General features: G+C 72.3%; 12 protein-coding genes. 4 read left to right on the forward strand and 8 right to left on the reverse strand.

All coding sequences use genetic code 11. The features are described from left to right. Window positions 1-56 precede the first annotated feature (56 nt). Both ACFCZ1_RS34055 and ACFCZ1_RS34060 read right to left on the reverse strand, forming a co-directional pair. Window positions 57-1094, reverse strand: a complete 1038-nt coding sequence (locus ACFCZ1_RS34055) for an alkylhydroperoxidase (RefSeq protein ID WP_376682180.1) — start codon at window positions 1092-1094, stop codon at window positions 57-59. A 2-nt stretch (window positions 1095-1096) separates the two neighbouring features. Further along, window positions 1097-2590 (reverse strand): multicopper oxidase family protein, encoded by a 1494-nt coding sequence (locus ACFCZ1_RS34060; protein WP_376682150.1) that lies wholly within the window; start codon window positions 2588-2590, stop codon window positions 1097-1099. Window positions 2591-2846: 256 nt separating this feature from the next. Between ACFCZ1_RS34060 and ACFCZ1_RS34065 the strand changes: the two genes are divergently transcribed. Continuing rightward, complete coding sequence (locus ACFCZ1_RS34065; RefSeq protein WP_376682151.1) at window positions 2847-3674, forward strand: SAM-dependent methyltransferase; 828 nt, start codon at window positions 2847-2849, stop codon at window positions 3672-3674. Between the two features lie 106 nt (window positions 3675-3780). Here the strand turns inward: ACFCZ1_RS34065 and ACFCZ1_RS34070 are convergent, their stop codons facing one another. Next, entirely contained in the window at window positions 3781-4401 is a 621-nt protein-coding gene (locus ACFCZ1_RS34070; RefSeq protein WP_376682152.1) for a DUF2306 domain-containing protein, read from the reverse strand. A gap of 481 nt (window positions 4402-4882) precedes the next feature. On the opposite strand from ACFCZ1_RS34070, the gene ACFCZ1_RS34075 reads away from it, so the two are divergent. Both ACFCZ1_RS34075 and ACFCZ1_RS34080 read left to right on the forward strand, forming a co-directional pair. Beyond that, a complete protein-coding gene (locus ACFCZ1_RS34075; RefSeq protein ID WP_376682153.1) occupies window positions 4883-6529 on the forward strand; it encodes an MFS transporter in 1647 nt (548 codons plus the stop codon). 94 nt (window positions 6530-6623) lie between these two features. Beyond that, the gene (locus tag ACFCZ1_RS34080) at window positions 6624-8249 is read left to right on the forward strand and encodes an MFS transporter (RefSeq protein ID WP_376682154.1); all 1626 of its coding nucleotides are present in this window, start codon (window positions 6624-6626) and stop codon (window positions 8247-8249) included. A gap of 74 nt (window positions 8250-8323) precedes the next feature. Here ACFCZ1_RS34080 and ACFCZ1_RS34085 read toward each other — a convergent pair whose 3' ends face one another. Next, on the reverse strand, window positions 8324-9448 hold the full coding sequence (locus ACFCZ1_RS34085; protein ID WP_376682155.1) for an acyltransferase family protein: 1125 nt from the start codon (window positions 9446-9448) through the stop codon (window positions 8324-8326). A 293-nt stretch (window positions 9449-9741) separates the two neighbouring features. On the opposite strand from ACFCZ1_RS34085, the gene ACFCZ1_RS34090 reads away from it, so the two are divergent. Next, window positions 9742-10812 (forward strand): DUF2855 family protein, encoded by a 1071-nt coding sequence (locus ACFCZ1_RS34090; RefSeq protein WP_376682156.1) that lies wholly within the window; start codon window positions 9742-9744, stop codon window positions 10810-10812. An 88-nt stretch (window positions 10813-10900) separates the two neighbouring features. Here ACFCZ1_RS34090 and ACFCZ1_RS34095 read toward each other — a convergent pair whose 3' ends face one another. The 4 genes from ACFCZ1_RS34095 to ACFCZ1_RS34110 all read right to left on the reverse strand — a co-directional run bounded on the left by ACFCZ1_RS34095 (window position 10901) and on the right by ACFCZ1_RS34110 (window position 16031). Continuing rightward, complete coding sequence (locus ACFCZ1_RS34095) at window positions 10901-12286, reverse strand: FAD-binding oxidoreductase (RefSeq protein ID WP_376682157.1); 1386 nt, start codon at window positions 12284-12286, stop codon at window positions 10901-10903. Between the two features lie 185 nt (window positions 12287-12471). Continuing rightward, a complete protein-coding gene (locus ACFCZ1_RS34100; protein WP_376682158.1) occupies window positions 12472-14028 on the reverse strand; it encodes a class I SAM-dependent methyltransferase in 1557 nt (518 codons plus the stop codon). A 12-nt stretch (window positions 14029-14040) separates the two neighbouring features. Beyond that, entirely contained in the window at window positions 14041-14811 is a 771-nt protein-coding gene (locus ACFCZ1_RS34105; RefSeq protein ID WP_376682159.1) for a thioesterase II family protein, read from the reverse strand. Then, on the reverse strand, window positions 14808-16031 hold the full coding sequence (locus ACFCZ1_RS34110; RefSeq protein WP_376682160.1) for an acyltransferase family protein: 1224 nt from the start codon (window positions 16029-16031) through the stop codon (window positions 14808-14810). Before ACFCZ1_RS34110 ends, ACFCZ1_RS34105 begins: the two co-directional genes overlap by 4 nt. Window positions 16032-16088 lie beyond the last annotated feature (57 nt).

A 16088-nucleotide genomic window follows, 5' to 3' on the forward strand; every position in this document is an offset into this window, starting at 1 on the left:
TTTGTGTATAAGCGACCGGCCGGGGCCGGCCCCCGCGGGGGCCGGCCCGGACGTTCTCAGGGGTGCAGCCGAGCGGTGGGGCGGGCGCCCAGCCGGGTGCCGAGACGGACCGCGGTCGTCATGGCCGCCCACGAGGTGAGCTCGACGATCTCCTGGTCGCGGGCGTACCGTTCGCGCACGGCGGCGATGTCCCCGTCCGTGACGCGGTGGGCGGCGAAGGCGGTCAGGAGCGCGAGGCGGCCGGCCGGCCGGTCCCGCGGGGGGAGGCCGGCGAGGGCTTCGGTGAGCCAGGCGGAGCCGATGCCCGGCGCGGCGCCGTCCCAGGCGTCGAGCCGCGCCGCCAAGAGGTCGCGTACGGGGTCCGGCACCCAGCGTGCCGCGTGCTCCACCGCGGCGGCCGAACGGCCCAGGGCCCCGGCCACGGCCGGGGCCGGACGGGCCCATTCCAGGCCCGCGGGCAGCGGCGCGTCGGGCAGCAGGTCCAGTCCCGCTCCGGCGGACAGCGGGCCGTCCACCGGTCGCATGGTCCGGGCGACGGTGCGCAGGATCGTGCCGCGGGCGCCGGCCGGTGTCCGGGCGGGCAGCGGCGAGTCCTCCAGGAAGATCCCGACCATGCGGTTGAGGTAGTGGAAGGTGAGGGCGACGCCGAGGATCTCGGGCGCCTCGGCCTCGGTGAAGGGTGCCTGCCCGGCGGTCCGCCCGTCGGCTCCCTGCCTGAACCACCGCGCGACGGCGGCGGTGTCCTCGGGGTCGGCAGCCGGCTCCGCGGGCAGGGATTCCACGGTCGCCTGGTGGACGTCGACGCAGTACGGGCACGAGTTGGCCTTGGACACCTCGGTGGCGACGGTCTCCTTCACGGCCCGGTCCACCCGGCCTTCGACCAGGAGCGTCTCACGCAGCATCAGCCAGCTCGCGGCCAGCGGCGCCGGGGCGGCGGAGTGCAGGGCGAGCGGCGGCGCGAGGACGCCGAAGTCGCGCTGGGCCTGCTCGTAGACGCGCGCCACCTGGCCCCGGGCACGGCCCGGGGGGACGGCTTCGACGTGGCGGATGTCGCGCAGCGAGCCGCGCAGTACCGCTCGCACGATCGTCCTCATCGTCACGGCACGATCTCCAGCTGGGCCATCATTCCGGCCACGTTGTGCTCCTGCATGTGGCAGTGGTAGACGTACTTGCCCGGCCAGCCCTTGAAGGTGGCCTGGACCCGCATCGTCTCGCCGGGCCGCACCAGCACCGTGTCCTTGAACCCGGCCTCGCCGGGCAGCGGCGGCTTGCCGTCGCGGTCGAGCACCCTGAACTGCACCATGTGCAGGTGGAAGGTGTGGTCGATGCCGCCGAACTCCGAGTCGACGGTGTCCCCGTTGTATATCTCCCAGACCTCGGTCGTGCCGTTCTGGATGACCGAGTCGATCCGCTCCGGGTCCCAGCTCAGGTCGTTGATGGCGTAGGCCATCTTCGAGGGCGCGACGGCGAGCTTCATCCGCCGGGTGCGGGCGGGGGCGGGCAGCGGCGGCATCGAGCGCAGGCGCGCCGGCACGCGGCTGTCGTCGGGGGCCGTGCGCGTGACGTCGAAGCGCATCACGGGACCGCCGGCGTCGGAGAGCACCAGCTTGCTGCCGACGGCGTGGCGGGAGAAGTCGACGACGACCTCCACCCGCTCGGCGGGGGCGAGCGTCAGCTTGGTCCGGGTCACCGGCTCCGGCAGCAGACCGCCGTCGGAGGCTATCTGGGTCATCTCCACGCCGCCGAGGTCCAGCTCGAAGATCTTGTGTATGGAGGAGTTGAGCAGGCGGAAGCGGTACTTGCGGGCGGCGACCGGGAAGTAGGGCAGCGGACGGCCGTTGGCGAGCAGGGTGGAGCGCGCCTCGGGGTGCTCCACGTCCAGGATCAGGCTGCCCGCCGCGTCGAAGTGGGCGTCGCGGAGCATGATCGGCACGTCGTACTGGCCGCTGGGCAGCCGCAGCTGCCGCTCCGAGTCGCACTCGATGAGGTAGAAGCCGTGCATGCCGCGGTAGACGTGTTCGGCTTCCATGTGGTGGGTGTGGTCGTGGTACCAGAGGGTCGCGGCGCCCTGCCCGTTGGGATAGTCGAACGTACGCGACTGGCCCGCGGCGAACAGGTCCATCGGGTAGCCGTCGCTCTCCGGCGGCACGTGCCCGCCGTGCAGGTGCACGTTGACGGGCAGTCCGAGGTTGTTGACGTACTTGACGCGCACCTTGCGGCCGGACTTGGCCTTGATGGTGGGGCCGATGAAGCTTCCGCCGTAGGTCAGCACCGGGGTGGTCAGGCCCGGGAGGATCTCGGCCTGGGCGGGCTGGAGGGCGAGTTCGTAGACGTCTGTGTCGCCCCAGGTGCTCACCGGTCTGGCCACGCGGGGTACGGGCATCTCCACCGTGAACGGCTCGGCGGCCTGTACCGGGGAGGACTTCGCGACCATCCCGATGCGCATGATGTGCTGCTCGGCCTCGGAGCGACCGAGCTGCGCCGTGGCGGAGCTCCCCCGTCCGGACATCCATGTCATGGGCAGGGCGAGCGATGCTCCGGTCGCCACCACCCCGCCGGCGGCCAGCATGACGCCACGTCTGTTGAGCATGTGATCCCCTCATCGATCCACAGGGCGCCCCCGCGACGCCTTCGGCCCCGGACCGCCCGGGGTCCCGGAACGTCGCAACAGCCCTTAGATCCTGGCACCGCCGGTCCCGGCGACTCTTATTCGATCTTGCTGACTTCGCGGCGGCCCCCGGCGGGGCAGGGCAGCAACGGCGGAGATGCGCCCTTGCCGTGCGCCGCCCAGGATCAGCGGCGGAGCTGCTCGAATGCGGCGTGGAGTGCGACGGGAGAAGCGGTTCATGACAGAGGTACAGAACGGCCTTGCCGAGATCGGAAGGCACTACGACGAGCGCACCCCCATCGGTGAGGAGTTCCGCGACGGGCAGTTGCACATGTGGTACTGGTACGACCGCGAGGACGGGGCGACCCTTCCGGAGGCCGTGCACCGCATCACCCGCAAGGTCACCGACACCCTCGGACTGCGTCGGGGCGAGCACGTGCTGGACGCGGGCTGCGGTCCGGGCGAGGCGGCGCTGTTCCTGGCCCGCCGCCACGGGGTCAAGGTCACCGGCGTGACGGTGAGCGGCTTCGAGCTGGAGCGCGCCCGCGGGCGGGCGGAGGACTCCGGCCTGTCGGACCAGGTGGACTTCCGCTACGGCGACTTCATGGAGCTGCCTTTCCCGGACGGCTCCTTCGACGCCGTACTCGCGCTGGAGTCCCTGCAGAACGCCCCCGACCTCGGACAGGTGCTGCGGGAGCTGTACCGGGTGCTCCGTCCCGGCGGGCGCATCGCCTTCTCCGACTTCAGCCTCGGGGAGCCGGGCGAGCCGGAGCGGGTCGAGCAGTTCATGACGACGCTCAAGCTCCCGGTTCTGCCCACACTGGACGAGTGGCTGGGACACGCGCGCGCCGCCGGCTTCACGGTCGAGGAGTTCACCCAGTGCGGTCCCAGGGTGTTCGGGATGAAGGGGAAGTACCTGCAGGCCGCGATGGGTCAGCGGGACCAGGTGGCCGAGAAGTTCGGCGAGGAGCGGCTCGCCGAGTTCTCGCGCCTGCACCGGGGGTTCTTCGTGCCGCGCAAGGACCAGATCGGCTACGCGATCGTCTGCGCGCGCAAGCCGCGCTGAGCGCCGGCGGGGGCGTGACGGGCCGGAGGGGGCGTGACGGGCCGGAGGGGGCGTGACGGGCCGGAGGGGCGATGCGGGCCGTGCGGTCCCGCACCGCCCCGTACGATCAGCGCACCGGCCGGCCGGTCGTGCGGTTGAGCCACCACTGCACCATCAGCAGGTTCGTCACCCAGCCGACCCAGCGTGCGGCTTCCAGGAAGACGTTGGGATCGACCTGTATCGCCAGCATGCCGATGACCAGCATGATCGTCGTACCCCAGAGGTTGTTCATCACCATGGCGAAGGCGTAGAGCATCAGCCGGCGGTGTTCCGCGTAGCGCCGCTGGCGGATCCTGACGAAGCCCATGACGGAGAACGCGACCCACAGGATCGTCGCGATCGCGACGCCGAGCCTGCCCACGGGCGGGGCGAAGGGGACGATCACCAGGCCGAGCGCGCCGGCGACGAGGGTGGTGAGCACGTACAGACGCCCGCCCCACCGGTGGACGGCCGGGTGCCGGCGGCGCAGCCAGGGCCAGATCTGCAGGATCGAGGTCAGCAGGGCGACCGTGGCGAACACGATGTGCGCGATCAGCGCCGGGTAGTACAGCGCGAAGCCGTCGTGCGGCATCAGCGGGGCTGTCTCCCGGTCGAGGTACGGCAGCGCGGTGAAGGCGATGTAACCGGTGGAGACCACGAACAGCGGTGCGATCCAGGGGCGATGCCACCACCGGCGCGATCGGGCCACGGCGGCCGCGTCCGGGTCGGGGTGCGCCCTGTCTGTTCTGACAGGCGTGTCGTCGGTTCTTACGAGGCTCTGGGCCACGGTCGTTCCTTCGTGTCAGGCGGGCCGTCGGGTCTCGCCTGCGCGGATCCCGCAACCGGTTCCGGCGGGTCCACCGGGGGCCGTGGGCACACATCGGTGCCCGGGGGCAGCGTCACAGCATCAGAATTCGGCCAGCAACTTCCAGATTGCCGTCTCGGGGCGGTACGTCCCTGTGCTGCGGCGAAGCGCGATTTCCGCGCCAAGTGAGCAATACGGAAGGGGACACGGCCCCTTGTGCGATGGAAGGATCTTTCACGCGGCACAAGGGCGGAATGAATAGTTCCGGTTGGCCGGGAGCATCGGGCTGCCGTCCCGTCCGTCATGGAACGTCCTTCCAGGTATCGCCACACGGGTTCTCCCCCCGACCCCCGAGCGGCAGCCCCGTGAACGAAAGGACCACACGGTGACGACAGACGCCGCACCCAAAGCAGGACGCAGGCAATGGCTGGGCCTCGCCGTCCTCGCCCTCCCCGCGACCCTCGTGTCGTTCGACATGTTCGTCCTGCTGCTGGCGCTGCCGCAGCTGAGCGCGGATCTGGGAGCGAGCAGCACCCAGCAGCTGTGGATCATGGACATGTACGGCTTCATGGTGGGCGGCTTCCTGGTCACCATGGGCACCCTCGGCGACCGCATCGGACGCCGCAAACTCCTGCTCATCGGAGCCGCCGTCTTCGGCGCCGCCTCCCTCATGGCCGCCTTCTCCACCAGCCCCGAGATGCTCATCGCCGCCCGCGCCCTGCTCGGCATCTCCGGCGCCACCCTGGCCCCCTCCACCCTCGCCCTCATCAGCAACATGTTCCGCGACCCCAAGCAGATGAGCATGGCCATCGGCATCTGGGCCGGCTGCTTCTCCATCGGCGCCATCGTCGGCCCGATCGCCGGCGGCGCGATGCTCAGCACCTTCTGGTGGGGCTCCGTCTTCCTCCTCGGCGTACCGGTGATGCTGGTCCTGCTGCTGGTGGGCGGCAGGGTGCTGCCCGAGTACAAGGCGCCCCAGGCCGGACGCCTGGACCTGCCCAGCGTCGCCCTCTCCCTCGCGGCGGTCCTCCCCTTCATCTACGGCCTCAAGGAGATCGCCCGGCAGGGGTTCTCCGCGCTGCCGGTCGCGGCCCTCGTCGCCGGGCTGGTCATCGGCGGGCTGTTCGTACGGCGCCAGCGCTCCCTGAAGGACCCGCTGCTCGACCTCTCCCTCTTCAAGAACAAGAGCCTGAGCGGCGCCCTCGTCAGCCTGCTGGTCTTCAGCATGCTCGGCGGCGCGAGCCTGCTGTTCCTCGGTCAGTTCTTCCAGCTGATCACCGATCTGACGCCGCTTCAGGCGGGCCTGGCCCTCGTACCCGGTCTGGTCGTCTCGATCGCGGGCATGTCCTTCGCCCCGGTGCTCGCCCGCAAGCTCCGCCCGGCCCACCTCATCGCCGGCGGCCTGCTGGTCTCGCTCAGCGGCTACCTGCTCTTCTTCCTGGTCGGTGCGGACTCCGGTCCCGCCGTCCTGATGACGGGCTTCGCCCTCGCGAGCCTGGGCGGCGGCCCGCTCGTGGCCCTCGGCACCGGCCTGGTGGTCGGTTCGGCCGCACCGGAGAAGGCGGGCGCCGCGGCCTCCCTCTCGCAGACCAGCAACGAGTTCGGAGCAGGCCTGGGCATCGCGGTCGTCGGCACCATCGGCGCCGCCGTGTACCGCGACGAGATCTCCGAGAACCTTCCCGCGGGCCTCGCCCCCGGGTCCGCCGACACCGTCCGGGAGGGGCTGGCGAGCGCGCTCACCGAGGCGGCCGGCCTTCCGGGAGCCGTGGGCGACTCGCTGGCGTCCGCCGCCCGCGAGGCGTTCGTCGGCGGTGTCAACGCCGTCGGCGCCACCGCGATGGTCCTGATGGCCCTCGTCACCGTCACCGTTCTGGTGCTCCTGCGCCACGTCCCCGCCTTCGGCGCCGCCCAGCAGGGTGGCGAGGGTGCGGGACAGGCCCCCGAAGAAGGGCAGGACCCGGGCCTGCCGGGGGCGGCGACGCAGGAGCCGGCGCAGGAGACGGGCAGCCCGGTCACGACCGCGGCCGGCTGAGCCGGCACCGGCACGACGACGCGTGGAGGCCGTGGCGAACGAACGTCACGGCCTCCGCGGCTTCCCCACCGACCACCACCGGAAGGACCGAAGAGTGAGCACCACCGGAGCCCCACCGCGCGCAGGGAGGAAGCAGTGGCTGGGCCTCGCGGTCCTCGCCCTGCCCACCCTGCTCGTATCGTTCGACGTGTTCGCCATGCTGCTGGCGCTGCCGCAGCTGAGCGCGGATCTGGGAGCGAGCAGCACCCAGCAGTTGTGGATCATGGACATGTACGGCTTCATGGTGGGCGGCTTCCTGGTCACCATGGGCACCCTCGGCGACCGCATCGGACGCCGCAAACTCCTGCTCATCGGAGCCGCCGTCTTCGGCGCCGCCTCCCTCATGGCCGCCTTCTCCACCAGCCCCGAGATGCTCATCGCCGCCCGCGCCCTGCTCGGCATCTCCGGCGCCACCCTGGCCCCCTCCACCCTCGCCCTCATCAGCAACATGTTCCGCGACCCCAAGCAGATGAGCATGGCCATCGGCATCTGGGCCGGCTGCTTCTCCATCGGCGCCATCGTCGGCCCGATCGCCGGCGGCGCGATGCTCAGCACCTTCTGGTGGGGCTCCGTCTTCCTCCTCGGCGTACCCGCCATGGCCCTGCTGCTCCTGCTGGGCCCCGTAGTGCTGCCCGAGTACAAGGCGCCCCAGGCCGGACGCCTGGACCTGCCCAGCGTCGCCCTCTCCCTCGCGGCGGTCCTCCCCTTCATCTACGGCCTCAAGACGGTGGCCAAGGAGGGCTGGGAGCCGCTGCCGACCGGCGCCGCGGTCCTGGGCCTGCTCCTCGGAGCCGTCTTCGTCCGCCGTCAGCGCCGGCTCGCGTCCCCGCTGCTCGACCTGCGCCTCTTCGGCAACGCCCCCCTGAGCGCGGCCCTGGTGAGCATGCTCTTCTACAGCGCGCTCACCGGAACCACGATGCTGTTCATCACGCAGTACTTCCAGTCCGTCGACAGCATGTCGCCCCTGGCCGCGGGCCTCGGGCTGCTGCCCGGCATGGCCGCGTCCATCCTCAGCATCACCGTCTCCCCGATGCTGGCCCGCAGGATCCGGCCGGCCTTCCTCATCGCGGGCGGACTGGCCCTGGTGGTCGCCGGCTTCGTGGTGCTGCTCCGGGCGGAGGCTGACTCGGGCACCGCGTACCTGGTCGTGGGCTGGGCGCTGAACGGCCTGGGCGGGGGCCCGCTCATGGCCCTGGGCACCAACCTCGTCGTCGGCTCCGCCCCGCCGGAGCGGGCCGGCTCGGCGGCCTCCCTGTCCCAGACCAGCAACGAGTTCGGCTACGGGCTGGGCATCGCGGTCGTCGGCACCGTCGGCACCGCCATCTACCGCGACCGGGTCTCCGGCGCCCTGCCCGCGGATCTGCCGGCCGCGGCGGCCGAGGCCGCACGGGAGAGCGTGGCGGGGGCGGTGTCGGCGAGCAGCGGCCTGACCGGGCCGCTCGCCACGGACCTGCTCGCCGCCGCCCGGGAGGCCTTCACCGCCGGGATGCTGACCGTGGTGGGCATCAGCGTGGTGCTGCTCGCCGCGGTGGCCCTGCTGGTCGCGGTCGTCCTGCGCCACGTACCCGTGCTCGGGGCACCGGCCGCGGGCGGTCCCGACGCGGACGCCGGGCAGGACGGGAACGGCCCGCAGGCCCCGGCGGAGTCCGGACGCGCCGTCGCCGCGGCCCCGGCGGGCTGACCCCGGCACGCCCGCCACGCGAAAGCGCCCGGCCCCCCGTCTCGGGGGGCCGGGCGCGCTGCGTTCGGCTCGGATCACAGGAGCGCCGGGTACCGCTCCTCGGCCGGCACCCGGGAGGGAGCCTGGGAGGGGACGGCGGCGATGTGGCCGCGGCGGCGCGAGCGGGAGAAGCGCCTCATGACGGGGCGCTCGACGAGCGAGTACGCCAGCCACGACAGGACCACGGTGATCACCAGCAGCAGCCCGACGACGCCGATCGCGGGCACGGTGTCCCAGCTCTTGCCGAATCCGAGGAAGCGGTGGCCGTAGCTCTGCACGAGCTGGTGGAGCATGTAGAAGGCGAAGGAGATCTCGCCGAGCCATACCATCGGACGCGTGGCGAACCAGCTGTTGCGGCCGGCGCTGTCGTGCGCGGCGCCGGCGGCCACGAGCAGGCCGAGCGGGACCAGCATGACGCCGACCAGGTTGAACGGAACCGGGGCGTAGGGCGCGGCGACGTACGCGACGGCGACCAGGGCCAGCGAGCCGCCGAAGCCCAGCGGGAGCTTGCGGCCGCTCATGACCACCTTGGCCAGGATGATGCCGAAGACGAAGTCGAGCAGGCGGGTCCCCGGGAACATGTAGACGAACCACATGTCCGAGGCGGTGAAGTTCACCATGGGGATCGGCGTCTGGTCGGGCAGCAGGTCGGCCGCGAACGGTACGGCCAGGACGAGGGCGACCACGACACCGGCCGACAGCCACAGGCGCTCGGGGCGGATGCGGTTGACGATGCGGATCAGGACCGGGAACAGGGCGTAGAAGAGCACTTCGCAGGACAGCGACCACGCCACCCCGTTGAAGCCGCTGCGGACCATGATGTCCGGGGACCACGACTGCAGCAGGAAGAGCTGTCCGACGGCCTGCCAGCCGTCGATCGGCGCGCCCGCGACCCAGACCATCAGGGCGGTGGCGGCGATCAGGGTGAGCAGGTGGAGCGGATAGACCTTGAAGAAGCGACGCCGGTAGAAGGCGGAGGTGGTGTCACGGGCACGCGTCGACCAGGTCAGGATGAAGCCGCTGAGGATGAAGAAGAAACCGACCCCGGTCCAGCCGCCCTGGATGAAGGACTTTTCGGCGATGCCCTGGGTACCGCCCGAGGCGAAGTGCTCGAACGTGGCGTGGAAGAAGAAGACCATGGCCGCTGCGACGAAGCGCATACCGGTCAGGGAAGGAAGCCGGGACTGCACGGCCGCGGTTGCGGTCGCGGATCTCGTCGGTCGCTGTGTCATCTGGGTTCGCTTTCCCGTTCATTGGCTGGCCTGATCCGGACACCGCGACTGTGGCAAGTCGGCCACCGCGCAGGCATCTTCGAGATTGCGGCCCTGCCGGTCCGTTCGGCCGGGGGAGCGCCACCGCAACCCAGGAGATGCGGCCCCGCGGGCCGGGCGATGACCATGGCCCCGGCGGGCCGCACCGGGCCCGTTGAACCGCACGACGAAGGGGAGAAGACGTGCCCGATCCGGACAGGTGGGACCTGCTGGTCAGGCGGGACGACCTCACCGACAGCGAGATCCGGCAGGCGTCCCTGGAACCGCTGCGGCCGGGTGAAGTGCGCCTGGCGGTGGAGAAGTTCGCGCTGACGGCGATCACCGCCACCTACGCGCGCCTGGGCGAGTCCGAGCTGCCCTTCTTCGACGCCTTCCCCGGGCCGCAGGGCCACGGCCGGGTTCCGACCTGGGGCTACGCCCGGGTCGAGGAGTCGCTGCACCCCGAGATCGCGGTCGGCAGCCGCTACTTCGGCTTCCTGCCGCTCTCCTCGCACGTCACGCTCGCGGCGAGCCCGACCGCGCGCGGCTTCGCCGACACCGCTCCCGGGCGGGACTACCTGCACCCGTGGTACCGCGAGTACCTGCCGGCCGGGGAGCCGGACGCGATGGACGACCACCGGCTGCTGCTGCGGCCGCTGTACCCGGCCTCCTTCAACCTCGCCGAGTTCCTGGACCGCCAGGTCGGGTCGGGCACCGTCCTGATCACCAGCGCCTCCAGCAAGACGGCCCTGGGCCTGGCCGCCCTGCTGGCCGGCCGCGAGGGCCTGCGCACCGTGGGCGTGACCGCCGCGGGCAACCTGGACTTCACCCGGGGGCTCGGCCACTACGACGAGGTCATCACCTACGAGGACCTGCCCTCGGCCGAGGTGCCCGAGTCGGTCGTGCTCGTCGACTTCACCGGCCAGGCGGACCGGCTCTTCCAGGTCTACGAGCGGTTCGGCGCCTCCCTGAAGGACGCGCTGCTCGTCGGCTACACCCACCCCGGTGCCGAGATCGAGCCGCCGCCGGGACTGACCGACCCCGAGCCGTGGATCTTCTTCACCCCCTCCGAGGAACAGCGCCTCATCGAGAAGGAGGGCGAGCAGGAGTACCGGGCCCGCTACGCCCGGTCCGAGGAGAAGTTCGTCGAGGCCGCGCTGTCGTGGCTCACCGTCAGCCGGGTGGCCGGTCCCCAGGCGCTGGCCGCCGCCTACCGTTCCCTGATCGACGGGGCCCTTCCCCCGCACACGGGCACCGTGGCCACGGCCCGCTGACCCCCCGGTCCGCAGCGGCGAAGGCGCCGCCACCGTGTCCCCCGGTGGCGGCGCCTCCCGCTGTCCCGGCCGTCGCCGCCGCTTTGCGTCAGACCAGCAGGGAGCTTCCCGGGGCGATGTCGCCGCGGAACACGCCCTCGGGGTCGACCCGCAGCCGGACCCGGTCCGCGGCGAGGACGCCCTCGGCGTCGAGGTGGCCCTGGGGCTGCTCCAGGGAGGCGACGAAGGTGGGCGCGGTACGGCCGGTGTCCCAGGGGGCGAGCGTCTCGCGGACCAGCGCGCAGTGCTCGCGGATCTCCTGCTCGGTGGCGCCGCCGCCGGGCACTCCGGCGCCGGAGTAGGCGTACCGGGCGTCCAGGTGGCCGAGCGCGCCGCAGCCGGGGGCCGGGGTGGCGAGCGCGCCGCCGAGCTGGCGCAGTTCGGCGACGACCAGGGCCGAGTCGGGGCGGTCCACGGTCACGCGCAGGAAGGCGGCGATGCCCTCGTCGCCGAGGTCGCCGAGCAGCATGTGGTCGCCGAGGACGGGCACCGGCTCCGGCGGGTCCATGTGGGTCTCGGGCACCGCGGTGGGACCGGCCTCGTGCCAGGTGTCCATCAGGGGCTCCGCCAGGGCGCGCAGCGGTGCGAGGAGGTCCTGCGCCTGCTGCCTCATGGTGGCGAGCCCGTCCTCGTCCGTCGCGAGCACCAGTCCGTCCAGGCACAGGACGGGCCCGGCCGTGAGGACGGCCGGGATCTCCGGCAGCTTCGGCAGGTTCATCACGCGGATCGAGGTGGTCGCCGCGCCGGGGGCCGTCTCGGCCCACCGGCGCCACACGGGCAGCAGCCGGGCCGCCTCGGAGGCGGGCCAGAACGCGGCGCCGGTGATGACGCGGGCGGCGGGGAAGAGGGCGATCTCGACGGCGGTGACGACGCCGAAGCCGCCGCCACCGCCGCGCAGGGCGTCGAACAGTTCGGGGTCCTCGGCGGCGTCCACGCGGCGCAGTTCTCCGTCGGCGGTGACGAGTTCGACGGCGCGCAGGCTGTTGACGGCGAGGCCGGTGTGGCGCGCGTACATGCTCAGGCCGCCGCCCAGCAGGTAGCCGACGACCCCGACCGTGGGCGAGGAGCCGTGTGGCGCGGCGAGCCCGTACCGGGCGGCCGCCTCGACGACGGCACCCCACCGGGCGCCCGCGGGAACCCGGGCCACGCGGCGCTGCGCGTCGATCTCGACGCCGGCGCCCAGTCCCGTGCGGATCAGCAGGTCGTCCCCCATGGGGCGGGCGGTGGCGGAGGCGTGCCCGGTGGCGTGCACCCGCACCCCCAGGCCCAGCCGGCGTGCGTGGCGGACCGCCGAGCGGACCTCGTCGACGCTGTGCGCCGTCACGGCGGCGGCGGGGGCCACCGGCGCGAAGAGGTTGAACACCTGGATGGCCGCCTCGTAGGCCGGGTCCCCGCGCCGCGCGGTGTCCGCGGGGTACTCGTTGACCGTGGTCATGGGTGGGGTTCCTCCAACACGCTGATCGGTACGGGACCGCCCGGGCGCCCAGGCGCCCGACCAGCGTCGTACGCGGCCCGGTGCGGTGGCATCTCCTGGTGTGCGCAGCCGGTGTTCCCGGGCAGCCCGGATCCCGCGCCGGGAACGCGGCCGGCGCGGGATCCGGGCTTGGCCGGGGCGCTCCGTCAGGCGGTGCGCTCCGCGGTGATGAAGACGAAGGAGCCGCTGCCGGACTCCTCCACGACGCTGAGGCCCGCGTCGCCGAGCCACTTCCTGATCTCGTCCAGCTCGAACAGGAGCATGCCCGCCGGCCGGCTGGGGAAGTAGTGCGAGGCCTGGAAGTAGCGGTCGACCGGGTCGTCGGCCCAGCGGAAGGTCAGCAGCGTGAAGGTGCCGCCGGGCTTCAGGCAGCGGCCGATCTCGGCGATGGCGATGTCGGCCTGCTCCGGGAATGCCTGCAGGGCGTTCCAGCAGTTGACGGCGCCCAGGGTGGCGTCGCCGTAGGGAAGCGTCAGGGCGCTGGCGATGACGGCCGGCACCTCGGGCAGGGCCCGGCGCAGCGCGTTGAGCATGGGCAGGCCCAGGTCCTGCGCGATGAGCCGCTCGGTGCCGACGGCCTGGTCCACCACGGCCGTCCAGCGGCCCGCGCCGGCGCACAGGTCGAGCACCGGCCCGTCGACCGGGCGGGTGTGCGAGGTGAGGTAGGCGTCCTCGTCCTCGGGGGTGACGGCGTCGTCCCAGTTCAGGCCGGCGACGCGGAGGAACGCCGGACGCAGCACGGACTCGTAGTAGACGCCCATGCTGGGCATGGCGGCGAGCTTCTGGAGCAGGTCGGCGGTCTCGTCCTCCTCGGTCGCCTGGGAGCCGTTCGCCCCGCCGGACAGGTCGAGGAGTCCCTGGGCCAGGGGGAAGGACGCCTGGCAGTCGGCGCAGCGCGCGCCGCCGTCGGTGAAGTCGAGGCGGCCGGCGCAGGCCGGGCAGCGCAGGGCGTCGGCGTGCCGGGCGAAGGCTGCGCCGCCCAGGGCGGGCGCCTGGGCGGCGCCGTCGGCGGAGGCGATGGGGTAGGCGGTCTCCAGGGCTATGCCGTGGCGCACGGCCCAGTAGGCCTTCATGCCCGAGTAGGCGAGCACCGTGCGGGTGTCGTTGTCCCAGTTGGAGGTGGCCTGCTCGGGGGTGAGGGCGCGGATCCACTCCTTGTCGAACCCGCGCTCGTCGTCGTTGAGCTGCCAGGCCGCCGGGGAGGGCCAGCAGCGGCCGAGGTCCGGGTCGTCGAGGTCGAGTTCCCGCAGGGTCCGCTCCAGGCGGGTGAGGTCGTTGGCGTCGAGCGCCAGTTCCTCCGTCGCCGCCGCGGCCAGGATCGCCTCGCGGTGCCGGGGGAAGTGCGAGAGCAGGTACAGCAGCGCGGTCGTCAGGGGGGTGCCCGCGCCGCTGGTGGCGAGGAGTTCCAGGTAGCGGCCGGTGCCCGCGGCCACGGCGGTGAGCACCGGGCCGTCGGTGACCGGGTGCTCGGCCTCGGCGAGCAGTCCCAGCAGGACCGCCACGTACCCCTTGCGCTGGTCGTCCACCGTGTCGAGCAGCGACACCAGCGCCGGCACCGCGGTGACGGCGGCGGACGCGGAGTCCTCCTGGCCCCAGACCTCGCCGGCCAGGCGCAGGAACTGCGCCTCCAGCTGGTCGGCCGGCGCGTTCGCGAAGGCGTCGATGTGCTCGCTGACGGCCGGGACGGTCGTCTGGTCGGTCATGTGCGCGTCCTTTCAGGAGGGATGGGCGGACACCGGGTGCCGGGGCTGCCGCGCGGCGCCCGTCAGCCGTCGCGAGAGTTCGTGTGCGATCTCCGCCGTGTTCCCGGGATCAGTCAGATAGAAATGGCCGCCCGGAAGCAGCCGCAGGGCGGCCGGGCCGGTGGTGTGGTCCGCCCAGGCGCGGGCCTCCTCGGCCGTCACCAGCGGGTCGCCGTCCCCGAGGAAGGCGGTGACGGGGCAGGAGAGGCGGTGCCCCGGATCGGTGTAGGTCTCGAACGCCCGGTAGTCACTGCGGATGGCGGGCAGGAGCAGGCGGAGGAACATCTCCTCCGCCGCGGAGAGCGTGGGAGTGCCGCCCAGTCTGGCGAGCTCGGCGAGGATCTGGTCGTCGCTCCGCAGGTGGACGCCGTCGTGGTGGTGGCGCGACGGGGCGAGCATGGCGGACACGAAGAGATGGGCGGGGACGGATCCGACCGCCTCCAGACGCGCGGCCACCTCGTAACCGAGGAGGCCGCCCAGGCTGTGGCCGAAGAGTGCCAGCGGCGCGTGCTGCAGGGGGCGGAGCGCTGCCGCGATGTGGCCCGCCATCATCTTGAGGTCGCCGATCAGGGGATCGGCCATCCGGTCGTACCGGCCCGGGTACTGAACGGCCAGTACCTCGACCCCGGGCGCGATCTCCTCGGCCAGCTGGAGGTAGGAGTGGGCCGCGCCCCCCGCGTGGGGGAGCAGCACCAGGCGGGCGGCTCCGGGGGGAGCGGTCCTCAGTGTGCGCAGCCAGCTCACGAATGGATCGTCTCGACGCTCGGGCCCGCCGAGGCCTTGCCGAGCCGCTCGCGCAGCTTCATGGCGGGGCTCTCGACGAGGTAGAAGCTGGCCGTCGCCAGGACGATGGAGCCGCCGAGGGTGATGCCGTACAGCTCCCAGAAGCCGCCGGCCTCGAAGAGGTTGCCGTGCCAGAAGTAGATGACCGCGATGTGCCACAGGTACAGGCCGTAGGAGATGCGGCCCAGGAAGCGCATCACCGGGTTGCTCATCGCGGCGACGACGACGCGGGAACGGTCACGCGGAACGGTCACCGGAGCGACGAGGAACAGGCCGAACAGCATGTAGAGGACCTGCTCGGTCAGGCCGCCGGCCATCGAGGGGTAGTCCGCGTGGCCGGGCTGGCCGATGGGGCGGACGCAGGCGATGACGTAGACGGCGGCCGCGCAGGCCCAGCACCACAGCGGGTTCTTCATCACCCAGCGGTAGAAGGCCGGGACGCTGGCCGGGGAGATGTCCGCGGCGGCGGACAGGGCCGCCAGGGCCATGCCCACGGCGATGAACCCGATCCACTTCGGCGGCCACTCGTTCTGGATGGGGTACTGGCCCAGGGACGGCAGGTGGGTGTACGCGGCGAACGCGAAGCCGATGACCACGAGCGAGCCCAGGCCGGCGAGGATGCGGCGCAGGCGCACGCCCATGTCGGCCGACCTGCCGGCGATCTTGTGCAGGGCCCAGGCCATGAGCGGCAGGAGGGCGTAGAAGGCGACCTCGGTGGAGAGCGTCCAGGTCTGCTCCAGGCCCTGGCCCACGAGGCGGGCGTCGAGCTGGTAGACCTGGAGGAGCAGCACCGGGCGGACGACCTGCCACAGGCTGTGCACGTTGTCGCGGTTGAGGACGGACAGCGCGACGGCGACCAGCACCCAGTAGGCGGGGAGGGTGCGCAGGGCGCGGCGCCACAGGTACGGCTTGATGGCGGGCTTGCGGGTGCCGGCGAGGGTCGCGAGGACGAACGGCCGGTAGAGCAGCATGCCGGAGAGGACGAAGAAGATCGGCAGGCTCACGTGGAGCTGCTGGAGCATGACGCCTAGGAACCCGTTGGCTTCCTTGTCCATGAATCCGACCATGCCGGAGCTGAACGCGACGTGAGTGGTGAGCACCCCCATGGCTGCGAGTCCGCGCATGCCCTCGAGCTCCGGGAAGAACCGGCGCTCGGTGGTACGGGGGCGGCTTGCGTCCACGGAGGGTCTGGTTGTGGTGGTGGCCACAGTCCAACCCCCTGGTTGTTGAAGAGACTC

This window comes from Streptomyces sp. NPDC056224 (assembly GCF_042267665.1).
In the GTDB taxonomy this organism is placed as follows: domain Bacteria; phylum Actinomycetota; class Actinomycetes; order Streptomycetales; family Streptomycetaceae; genus Streptomyces.